Source organism: Natronoarchaeum rubrum (genome assembly GCF_024494695.1).
The window spans coordinates 267951-279209 of record NZ_JANHDP010000003.1; the positions used below are offsets into that span (position 1 = coordinate 267951).

The 11259-nt window shown below is 63.9% G+C and carries 10 protein-coding genes; 8 read left to right on the forward strand and 2 right to left on the reverse strand.

Features of this window, described 5'->3' with window-relative positions; all coding sequences use genetic code 11:
* Nucleotides 1-22: 22 nt before the first annotated feature.
* Nucleotides 23-577: a hypothetical protein gene (locus tag NO931_RS08965; protein ID WP_256391319.1), complete on the reverse strand. Its 555-nt coding sequence runs from the start codon at nucleotides 575-577 to the stop codon at nucleotides 23-25.
* Nucleotides 578-1018: 441 nt separating this feature from the next.
* Here NO931_RS08965 and NO931_RS08970 point away from each other — a divergent pair, with 441 nt between their 5' ends.
* From NO931_RS08970 to NO931_RS08980, 3 genes are read left to right on the forward strand one after another with little or no spacing between them, the layout of a single operon-like run.
* Entirely contained in the window at nucleotides 1019-1528 is a 510-nt protein-coding gene (locus NO931_RS08970) for a DUF7344 domain-containing protein (protein WP_375142030.1), read from the forward strand.
* A complete protein-coding gene (locus NO931_RS08975) occupies nucleotides 1525-2013 on the forward strand; it encodes a hypothetical protein (RefSeq protein WP_256391321.1) in 489 nt (162 codons plus the stop codon). Before NO931_RS08970 ends, NO931_RS08975 begins: the two co-directional genes overlap by 4 nt.
* Before the next feature lie 40 nt (nucleotides 2014-2053).
* A complete protein-coding gene (locus tag NO931_RS08980) occupies nucleotides 2054-2764 on the forward strand; it encodes an SDR family oxidoreductase (protein WP_256391322.1) in 711 nt (236 codons plus the stop codon).
* A gap of 21 nt (nucleotides 2765-2785) precedes the next feature.
* On the opposite strand, the gene NO931_RS08985 is transcribed toward NO931_RS08980, so the two are convergent.
* Nucleotides 2786-4144, reverse strand: coding sequence for a sodium-dependent transporter (locus NO931_RS08985; protein WP_256391323.1), 1359 nt, complete (start codon nucleotides 4142-4144; stop codon nucleotides 2786-2788).
* A 268-nt stretch (nucleotides 4145-4412) separates the two neighbouring features.
* Between NO931_RS08985 and NO931_RS08990 the strand changes: the two genes are divergently transcribed.
* The 5 genes from NO931_RS08990 (at nucleotide 4413) to NO931_RS09010 (ending at nucleotide 11259) form a co-directional block, all read left to right on the forward strand.
* On the forward strand, nucleotides 4413-5957 hold the full coding sequence (locus NO931_RS08990) for an acyl-CoA carboxylase subunit beta (RefSeq protein ID WP_375142031.1): 1545 nt from the start codon (nucleotides 4413-4415) through the stop codon (nucleotides 5955-5957).
* Nucleotides 5957-6283: a DUF8022 family protein gene (locus NO931_RS08995; protein WP_310737311.1), complete on the forward strand. Its 327-nt coding sequence runs from the start codon at nucleotides 5957-5959 to the stop codon at nucleotides 6281-6283. Before NO931_RS08990 ends, NO931_RS08995 begins: the two co-directional genes overlap by 1 nt.
* Before the next feature lie 132 nt (nucleotides 6284-6415).
* On the forward strand, nucleotides 6416-8242 hold the full coding sequence (locus tag NO931_RS09000) for an acetyl-CoA carboxylase biotin carboxylase subunit (protein ID WP_256391392.1): 1827 nt from the start codon (nucleotides 6416-6418) through the stop codon (nucleotides 8240-8242).
* A 392-nt stretch (nucleotides 8243-8634) separates the two neighbouring features.
* Nucleotides 8635-10293, forward strand: coding sequence for an ABC transporter substrate-binding protein (locus NO931_RS09005; protein WP_256391325.1), 1659 nt, complete (start codon nucleotides 8635-8637; stop codon nucleotides 10291-10293).
* A 15-nt stretch (nucleotides 10294-10308) separates the two neighbouring features.
* Nucleotides 10309-11259 (forward strand): ABC transporter permease, encoded by a 951-nt coding sequence (locus NO931_RS09010; RefSeq protein ID WP_256391326.1) that lies wholly within the window; start codon nucleotides 10309-10311, stop codon nucleotides 11257-11259.

Sequence of the window (11259 nt, forward strand, 5' to 3'; positions counted from 1 at the left end):
AGTCATCGGTGAACGAGCGAGGTTACAGTTCGTCCTCGGTCTTCGCCACGAGCGTGATCGTCCCGTCGTAGTTGGACGGATCGAAGTCGTCGCGGACGATGAACCCGACCTCTGCCATCGTGTCGCCGGGGCCGAGCTTGAGGTTGTCCGAGGGATCGGACGTGTCCACGTTGCCCGCAGGTGCGTTGAGACTCCAGTCGTCCTGATCGCCGTTCGGGGTCGCGTCAGCAAAGATGCTGAGGCTCCCCTCAGTGAGCTCGCCGGAGGACGGTTCCTCCGCCCAGACGTAGACGTCCTGGGTGCCGTTGTTCGTGATGTCGAACACGTCGCGCACGATCGTCTCCGCGTTGTCGTTGACGGCGTCGAGACTGACCGACAGTTCGCCGCCGTTGACTTCGGCGTACGCCGCGTTCGGTCCGTCGCTCTCCGACAGGGCCAGGAAAGCCCCGCTGTCATCGGCAACCGTGACCGACACACCGCGATCAGCCTCGACGCTGGTGAACGCGCCGGTGCCCATTGCAGCCGCCCCGCCAGCGGCGACCGTTCCGATTCCGAACAGGAATTTGCGTCGTTCCATTGTTGGTAGTCCTCCGAGCGCGTGACCGTCCGAACCGCGAATCGTCCGTCGACCGGGTTCGCCGGTGCGCTCTATCCACTCCAACGGATCATACCCTCTTTTGTATACACTCCCAGGCTGTGGGAAAATAGGGCCTGGGAACTCACGTGGGAAGGTCTGAACGGTTCCAGGCGACCACTGTATTGTGTTCAGGAATGAGTTGAACGTATACAAAGCCACCCTGCGTTCTATTCATACAGAGATGGTATATAGTACAACCGTAAAACATAGCGTAAATTTATATGCAGTCGAGCGATAGTCTTGTGCGAGGCTGAGTCGCGTCGCGCTGGAGGGGCGGAAAATACGCACGAGACACAACGCATGAAAGGACCTGACGTACCGGCGGCAGTGGGCCTGTGGTCCTCGCCGGAGCCGGCGCTTCCGCGAGGGGAGATATTCGAAGTGTTGAGCAACGGGCGACGACGACAGGTGTTGCACTACCTGAAGCGACAGGAGGACAGGCAGCGAATCGAACTCCGAGAACTCGTCGACCACGTCGCAGCGTGGGAGAACGACGTCTCGGTCGACGAGGTCGACGCGGACGAACGCAAGCGAGTCTACACAGCACTCAGGCAGTCGCATCTACCCAAGATGGACGAGGCGGGCGTGATCGAGTACGACAACATGCGCGGCGAAGTCCTGCTGACTGATCGCGCCCGCGAAGCGCAGTTGTACCTGGAGTACGTCCCCAGCGAGGACATCCCGTGGAGCCACTGTTACCTCGGGGTTACGGGCGTCTGCAGCGCGCTCGTCGGGCTGGTCGGATTGGATGTCGGGCCGTTCGGTGGCTTGCCCTGGATCGCGCTCTGCGTGCTGATCGTCGCGACGTTCGGGGTGACGTCGGCGGCCCACGCGCTTCAGTCCTCGCGCAACCGACTCGGTAGCGACGAGTTCGCGCTTTCGGACAGATGACCCGGCTCACCTGGATCGGCGCGATCTGCACGCTTCTGGCTGCGGCGACGCTCGTCGGCGCAACGGGCGGGTTCGGCGCCGCCAGCGCGGATCGAGAGTTGATCGTCGACGTCGCCGACGGCGACAGCGCCGATCTTGGCGTCGACGTGCGCGCGACATCGAAGTACGGTTGCGGCGCCGCCGTGACGGTGACGAATAGATTTCCCGCGACGATCGAGTCGGTGACCGTCGAGGGAAGCCATCACAGACTGAATGATGGATTTCCCCACGAGAGCGCCACCATCGACGGGCTCGCTCCGGGCGAAGCCGAAACCGTCACCATCTCTCTCGACAAGTTCGCCGGGGCCGCGGAAGTGACGATCGACGCCGACGGCGAAGACGTCTCGGTCGAACTCGTTCGGGACGTCGACGCGTCCGGGGCATCCCCGTGCGAGAAACCCGGGAAAGGAGGGAAACGAAATCGAGGCCCCGGTCACGGCGCGTAGGAGCCACAGATTCAACTTCCGGGCCGACGCGAGTACCAGTATGTCCGTCAGTTTCGACTTCGGGGACAGAGTTGCGGTCGTCACCGGCGCCTGCGGGGCGCTGGGTAGCGCAGTCGTCGAACGGTTCCGCGACGCGGGTGCGACCGTCGCCGCGGTCGACGTGATCGAGCCCGATAACGAGGACGCGCTGCTCGACCCCGACGACGGGACCGAGTTCTACCGGATCGACCTGACCGACGAGGCATCGGTCGAGGATGGCATCGCCGAGATCGCCGACGACCACGGCCGGATCGACTACCTCGCGAACGTCGCGGGCACCTGGCGCGGCGGCCAGCCGATCGAGGAGACGCCGGTCGATGAGTTCGACATGCTGTTCGACGTCAACCTCAAGAGCGCCTTTCTGGCGAGCAAGCACGTGCTCTCCGAACTGCGCGACGCCGAGGGCGCCATCGTCAGCATCAGTTCCCGCTCGTCGCTGTCGGGCGGCGAGGGCGACGGTCCCTACCGCGCCTCGAAGGCGGGCGTGCGGCTGCTGACCGAGACGCTGGCCGAGGAGAACAAGGGCGACGTTCGAGCCAACGCCGTCATGCCGAGCGTGATCGACACGCCGGCGAACCGCGAGATGATGCCAGACGCCGATCACGATGCGTGGGTCGATCCGATCGACATCGCGGGCGTCGTTGTCTTCCTCTGTAGCGACGGCGCCAGTCCGACCAGCGGCGCCGCCGTGCCGGTGTACGGAGAAGCTTAAAAGCGAGTAAGTCCCGGCGGGCTACAGTTCGGACAGCCAACTGGCGAAGTCTTCGGTCAGGAAGGTGTAGTACTCGAGGACGCCGAGAACGACGACCACCGCCAGCACGACCAGCACCGGGATCCGAAGCAGCCAGAGCCAGGTTGTATCCAGACTTCGCGGGTTACCGATTCCGTTTTTCAGTTCGTCGGCACCGACGTCAGGAATCACCCAGCCGACGAACGCCGAGAGGATCAGCGCACCCAGCACCAGCAGGATGCCGTTGACGAACTTGTCGAATACGTCGACGAAGATGATGTCGAGCGCGCTCGGGATGCCGAGCAGGAAGATCGCGCCGGTCAGCAGCGCCGTCGCGCGGAACCGATCGTAGCCGTGGTCGTCGACCAGATAGGAGACGACGACCTCCAAGATGCTGATCGAACTCGACAGGGCCGCGATGGCGACCGTCGCGAAGAAGACCGCACCGAGGATGCCGCCGAGCGGAATCTCGGCGAACGCCGCGGCGAGCACGACGAAGATCGCGCCAGCGCCCGGGTCGCCGGGAGCGACTCCAGGGGCAGAAAAGATGATCGGGAACACGATCAGTCCCGTCACGAACGCAACCAACGTGTCGAGGCTGATGATCATGATTCCGTCCTCGACGAGGTTCCGATCCTCACCGAGGTAGGACGCGTACGTGATCATGACGCCCATCCCGATCGAGAGGGTAAAGAACGCCTGCCCGGCCGCGGCGGGAAGGATCGACTGCCAATTGTTTGCGATCACCGACAGATCCGGCGAGAGGTAGTACGAGTACGCCGCCGACGCGCCATCGAGAGTGAACGCGTAGGCGGCGAGACCGATCACCAGAACGATGATCGCCGGGACCATCACCTTGACAGCGAGTTCGATCCCCTGCCGGATACCGAGCCCGACGATGGCCAGCACCGATAGCATGAACACCGCGTGCAGTGCGAGAGCGTCGAGGCCACTGGCCATCGACCCGAACTGAGCCTCGGCCGTTGCGAGATCGGCCGCATAGCCGCCGGCGAGCCCTTCGTAGGTGTACCGGAGCGTCCACCCGGCGACGACGCTGTAGTACGACAGAATGACGAACGCGGTGAACAGGAACATGTAGCCGACGTACTCCCACGTCCGCCCGCCCAGATCACGTAACGCCCCCGCAGGGTTGAGCTTCGTGCGCCGACCGACGACGAATTCAGCGAGCATCGCCGGGAAACCGATGGCGATCACGAACAGCAGATAGACGAGGACGAACGCCGCACCGCCGTTCTCGCCCACCTGGAACGGAAATCGCCAGATGTTACCTAGTCCCACTGCACTCCCAACCGCGGCGAGGATGAACCCCGCTCTCGTCGCCCATGTTTCTCGTTCGGACATACAATCCAGACTCCACAGGCGACGTTTATAAAAATGGTGTATGAAAATGGACATATCTGACAAGAAAACGGCACGAATGGTGTTAAGGGGCCGCTACCCGATAATCAGATGTGTTGGAAATTCTGTCAGTTTCTCAGTATGAATGACAGAGACAACAACACGATCTGCGGACCGGCCATCGTTCGAGGCAGCTACACGACAGAAATTTTTTGCCTGTGCTGGTTGACAATCGCGGTATGGAGACAAACGGGAGGTCACCAGCATGACGATGGAAGACCGTATCGAGGAGTTGCGCGACCTCCGAGAAGACGCCGAGGCGGGCGGCGGGGAGGCCCGAATCGAGCGTCAACACGAGAAGGGCAAGATGACCGCCCGCGAGCGCATCGAGTACTTCCTCGACGACGGCACGTTCAACGAGTTCGACCAGCTCCGGACCCACGGCAACCACAACTTCGGGATGGAGGAAAAGCAGATCCTCACCGACGGCGTCGTGACGGGCTACGGCGAGGTCGACGGGCGCAAGGTGTTCGTGTTCGCCCACGACTTCACCGTGTTCGGGGGCTCGCTGGGGGAGGTGTTCGCCGAGAAGATCTGCAAGGTGATGGACACCGCGATCGAGGTCGGCTGCCCGATCATCGGCCTCAACGACTCGGCGGGCGCGCGCATTCAGGAGGGGGTCAACAGCCTCGCCGGGTTCGCCGACATCTTCCACCGCAACCAGAAGGCCAGCGGCGTCGTGCCCCAGATCTCCGGGATCATGGGGCCCTGTGCCGGCGGCGCGGTGTACTCGCCGTCGATCACCGACTTCGTGTTCATGGTCGAGGACACCAGCCACATGTACATCACCGGCCCCGGCGTCACCGAGACGGTCACCGGCGAGTCGGTGACCCACGAAGAGCTGGGCGGGGCGTCGACCCACAGTTCGACGACCGGCGTCGCGCAGTTCGCGGTGCCCGACGACGAGACCGCGCTCGACCAGATCCGACAGCTGCTGTCGTATCTCCCGCAGAACAACGTCGAGGACCCGCCCCGCGTCGAACCGTGGGACGATCCCGACCGCAAGGACGAGCGGCTGGAGGAGATCGTCCCGCCGAGCCCGCAGAAGCCCTACGACATGGTCGACGTGATCGACTCGGTGATGGACGAGGGCTCCTTCTTCGAGGTCAACGAGAACTTCGCCAAGAACATCGTCGTCGGCTTCTCCCGGCTCGACGGTCACGCCGTCGGGATCGTCGCCAACCAGCCCCGCGTGAACGCCGGGACGCTCACCGTCGACTCCTCGATGAAGGCCTCGCGGTTCGTGCGCTTTTGCGATTCGTTCAATATCCCGATCGTCACGTTCGTCGACGTGCCCGGCTACATGCCCGGCACCGATCAGGAGCACCGCGGGATCATCCGCCACGGCGCCAAGCTGCTGTACGCCTACTCGGAGGCGACGGTGCCCCTGATGACGGTGATCACGCGCAAGGCCTACGGCGGGGCGTACTGCGTGATGGCCTCGAAACACCTCGGCGCCGACGTCAACTACGCCTGGCCGACCGCCGAGATCGCAGTGATGGGACCGCAGGGCGCGGTCAACCTGCTGTACGACGACGAACTGGAGGCCGCCGACGATACCGAGGCGCTTCGTCAGGAACTGATCGACGAGTACCGCGACGAGTTCGCCAACCCATACACGGCGGCCGACCGTGGCTACCTCGACGACGTGATCGAGCCAACCGAGACGCGCCCGCGGCTCATCGACGACCTCGAGATGCTCCGCTCGAAGCGAGAGGACCAGCCCGACAAGAAACACGGTAACATCCCCCTGTGATGGCAGGGAGCTCAGACACACCGACCGCGACCGATCCCGAGGACGTCGCGGCGCCGGTCGGCGAGATTCTGCCCGCCGACGCCGCGATCGACCTGCCGGACGACGCCACGGACGCCGAAGCGGCGGCCATCGCGGCGGCCATCGGCGCGCACCTCCGGGATCGGGAACTCGCCGCGGCGCGCGCGGCGGCGGGCGAGGAGACCTGGGACGGGAAGCGCTGGTCCTTTGCCGGCCGGACCGAAGCCACGCAGGACCGGAGCGACCGGGTGCCGCTGGACGCGCCGACCGACGCGTGGACGGCCGCCGGCCGGACGGACCGGTTCTGACGCCGTCCCGGCCGCTACCAGACTCGATCCTGTCGCCGTCTAGCGATCTGTCGCAATCGGCGGCGCGCTCACAGGGCGAGGGTGCCTGAACCGGTAAAGTAACGTACGTGGTCGCTGATGCTTCAGTCAAGAATGTTCCGGAAGGTTCTGGTCGCGAACCGCGGCGAGATCGCGGTGCGCGTGATGCGAGCGTGTGAGGAGCTCAACGTCGGGACGGTCGCCATCTACAGCGACGCCGACAAGGACTCCGGGCACGTTCGGTACGCCGACGAGGCGTACAACGTCGGCCCCGCGAAGGCCAGCGAGTCGTACCTGGACCACGAGGCGGTCATCGAGGCCGCGCGCAAGGCCAACGCGGACGCGATCCACCCCGGCTACGGCTTCCTCGCGGAGAACGCCGAGTTCGCGAGCAAGGTCGAGGACACCGAGATCACCTGGATCGGCCCCGCCAGCGACGCGATGGAGTCGCTCGGCGAGAAGACGAAGGCCCGGAAGATCATGCAGTCGGCCGACGTTCCGATCGTTCCGGGGACGACCGATCCCGTCACCGACCCCGAGCAGGTCCGAGAGTTCGGCGACGAGCACGGCTACCCCGTCGCGATCAAGGCCGAAGGCGGGGGCGGCGGCCGCGGGATGAAGATCGTCGAGTCGCCCGAGGAAGCCGAAGACCAGCTTCAGAGCGCCAAGCGCGAGGGCGAGGCGTACTTCGACAACGATTCCGTGTATCTGGAGCGATTCCTGGAGAACCCGCGTCACATCGAGGTGCAGATCGTCGCCGATCAGGAGGGCAACGTCCGGCACCTCGGCGAGCGCGACTGCTCGCTCCAGCGGCGCCACCAGAAGGTTATCGAGGAGGGGCCGAGTCCGGCGCTGTCCGACGAACTACGCGAGCAGATCGGCGAATCGGCACGCAGAGGAGTCAAAGAGGCCGAGTACACGAACGCCGGCACTGTCGAGTTCCTCGTCGAGGAAGACGAGAATCGGGCCGACGGCGAGCTGCTCGGCCCGGATACGAACTTCTACTTCCTCGAGGTGAACACCCGGATCCAGGTCGAACACACCGTCACCGAGGAGATCACGGGGATCGACATCGTCAAGTGGCAGATCCGGATCGCGGCCGGGCAGGAACTCGGCTTCGAGCAGGACGACGTCGAGATCGACGGCCACGCGATGGAGTTCCGGATCAACGCCGAGAACGCCGCCGACGAGTTCGCCCCCGCGACGGGCGGGAAGCTCAACACGTACGACCCGCCGGGCGGGATCGGCGTCCGCCTCGACGACGCCTTACGCCAGGGCGACGAGATCGTCACCGACTACGACTCGATGATCGCGAAGCTCGTCGTCTACGGGAGCGACCGGGACGAGTGCATCGCGCGCAGCCTGCGGGCGCTCCGCGAGTACGAGATCGACGGCGTCGTGACGATCGTCCCGTTCCACCGGCTGATGCTCTCCGACGAGACGTTCGTCCAGGGCAAACACACCACGAAGTACCTCGACGAGGAGATCGACCGGAGCCGGATCGCCGAGGCCCAACAGCAGTGGGGCACCGAGACCGAGGCCGACGGCGAGGACGAAGACGTCGTCGAGCGAGAGTTCACCGTCGAGGTCAACGGCAAGCGCTTCGAGGTCGACCTCGAAGAGCGCGGTGCGGCCCCGATCACCGCAGAAGCCGGCGGCGCATCGGCGTCACGCCCGGCCAGCGCCGGCCCGGACGAGGGCAGCGGTGGGACGGAGATCACCGGCGAGGGCGAGACCGTCACCGCCGAGATGCAGGGGACGATTCTCGAAGTCAACGTCGACGAGGGCGACGAAGTCGCCGCCGGCGACGTGATCTGCGTGCTCGAGGCGATGAAGATGGAGAACGACGTCGTCGCCGAGTCCGGCGGCACCGTCACGCAAGTCGCCGTCTCGGAGGGTGAGAGCGTCGACATGGGTGACGTGCTGGTCGTGCTGGACTGATCGCCGCCGAAGTCCGCCCCGACGATCAACCGATTCTCCTGCCGTCGTGTCGCCGATAGCGCCGCTGCACCGGCGGGAGTCAGGGTGTCAGCGACACCATCGTGAGCGAACGTTGATGACAACGGTTATAGACGAGTACGTCCGATTGCGGTCAGTATCGGAAGCTAACGAACAGATATGATAATTGTTGTGTGCGTTCGTTTAGCCTAGTTGTCAACTACACGCTAGTGACCATCTGTGGCAGTAATAGGCGGAACCTGACTTAAGTTTCAAACAGTTCAAAGCAGTTATCCCGACGACCACATCGTCTTAGCGGTGAAATGAGCCGCTCCGTCAGGTTTTTAATGGATGGATGTGGACTCTTGAATATCGCCCTAGTGCGGTGATGAATCATGACAAATCAGGGTCGACTTACGAAAGGAATCAGTCGACGTAACGTACTCAAAACTAGCGCCGCAGCCGGCGCGTTTGGGCTCGCGGGCTGCGTCGACGGCGGCGGCGGCGGTGGCGGCGGTTCCGCCGACTTCGGGACCCTCGGGGCAAACGCATCGACGTTCGACCCCGCGGCGTCGGCCGACGCCTCGTCGTCCAGTTGCATCGATCTGATGTACGAACCGCTCGTCGGGTTCGACTTCGATCTGAATCCCCAGCCGGTGCTGGCCCGAGACTGGGAGCGGGTCGACGACACGACGTTCCGGTTCATGCTCCGGGAAGGCGTCCAGTTCCACAACGGCGACGAGATGACCGCCGAGGACGTCCAGCACTCGATCGAACGGTATCAGGGAACCGTCAACACGGCCGTGGTGGCGAGCTGGTACGACTCCAGCGAGATTCTCGGCGACTACGAGATCCAACTCAACCTCTCCCGGCCGTACGCGCCGTTCCTGGCGGATCTCTCGGGCGTCTTGATCGTCCCCGCCGGAACGACGAGCCCTGCTGACGGCGAAACGCCGCTGGACGACGAGTCGCAAGGGACCGGCCCGTTCCAGTTCGAGTCCTGGTCTCAGGACGACCGCTTCGTCGCGACCAAGTTCGATAACTACTGGTGGGGCGACGTCAACGATGCCGGCGACTTCTCCGGCGAGGCGCCACTCGACGAGGTCAACCTGCGAGTGGTCGTCGATCCCTCCGCCCAGTTCAACGCGATTCAGGGGGGCGACGTCAACGCGATCAATCAGGTCCCGCCGATGGACGTCCCGACGGTCGAGGACGACGGTAATCTCACGCTGAACCGGAACGACGGGATCACCTTCGACTTCCTGATCTACCCGGTCAACAGCGGCCCGTTCCAGAACGAGAAGATGCGACGGGGCATCACCCGAATGATCCCGCGGGACGACATCGTCGGAGACGCGGTGTTCAATGGCACCGCCGTCAAGGGTTCGAGTCCGTACCCGCCGATCCTCGGAGATCCCTACTGGGACGAGGACTTCGAACAGCGCCTCCTCGACGAGTACGTCGGCGAGGACGTCGACGCCGCGACGACCCTGCTCGACGAGGCGTTCAGCGAGGAGGGAATCGAAGCGCCGTACCAGACCGAGATCCGCACGAACGAGAACCCCGTGCGCCAGCGCTGGTGTGAAGTCATCGCGAACACGCTCTCCGAGACGGAGTACTTCGAGGTCAGCGTCAACGTGATGGAGTGGAGTTCCTACGTCGAGTTCATCACGGGGCCGGCTGCCGAAACGAGCGACATGGTCGCACTCGGCTGGACCGCCAGCGCGGATCCCGACTCCTTCGTCTACCAGTTGTTCGCAACCGACCAGTTCACGCCGAACGGGTACAACATCAATCACTACTCGAACGAGGAACTGGACTCCCTGATGCAGGAGGGCCAGACGACGTTCGGGGCCGACCAGCGAGGGCCGATCTACAAGGACATCGCCGAGATCCTCGCCCAGGACGTGCCCGTCACGTTCCTCTGGCACGGCAAGCGGCTCATGGCGACGCGCGATGTGATCAGCGACTTCCAGGTCCACCCGAGCGCCAGCGCCGACTACTCGGGCATCTACAGCCCCGCACTCGGTCAGGAGATCGAGTACGACGGCTAACCACCCTCCCAAATAATGTCTCTTCGACGATACGTCGCAAAGCGATTGCTCGTGACGATTCCGGTTCTACTGATAGTGACGCTCGTCACGTTCATGATGTCGCACCTGCTGCCCGGCGACCCCGTGGCGTACATGACGCAGTTCTCCGAGATCGACGACGAGACCGTCCAGCAGTTGCGAGCCCAGTACAACCTCAACGAACCGATCTGGAAGCAATACGTGCTGTGGCTCGGTGACGCGATCCAGCTCGAGTTCGGCCAGTCGATCATCTCCGAGCGGAACGTCACCGAAGAGATCCTGTCGCGGCTCCCCTACACCGTCCTGCTCGGTGTCATGTCGCTGGGGGTCGCGCTGATAATCTCGATCCCGACGGGGATCATCGCCGCCTACAAGAAGGGCGAGTTGGCCGACGAAGTTAGCCGAGTGTTCGCACTGCTGGGCGTCTCGTTGCCCAACTTCTGGCTCGGGCTGATCCTGATCCTGATCTTCAGCGTCCGGCTCGGCCTGTTCCCGGTGTTACCGCCCACGTCCTATCCGCTGTTGAGCTACAACATGATCATGTTCACGCTGCTGCCGGCGGTCACGATCGGCACCGCCTCCTCAGCTCTGCTCATGCGGTTGATGCGGTCCTCGATGGTCGAGGAACTCAACAAGGACTACGTCACGATGGCCCGCGCCAAGGGACTCCCCGAGCGGACCGTTGTGATCAAGCACGTCGTCCGCAACTCGATGATCGCGGTCGTGACCGTGGCGGCGCTCCAGATCGCCTTCATCGTCAACGGTGCGGTCGTCATCGAACAGGTGTTCTCCTATCCGGGCATCGGCCGATTGCTGCTGAACGCCGTCTCACAGCGTGACTTCCCGATCATCCAGGCGACGGTGCTGATGATCGGCGTAACGATCGTGTTCGCGAACCTGGTCGCGGACATCGCGTACGCGTGGCTCGATCCGCGCATCAGATACTGA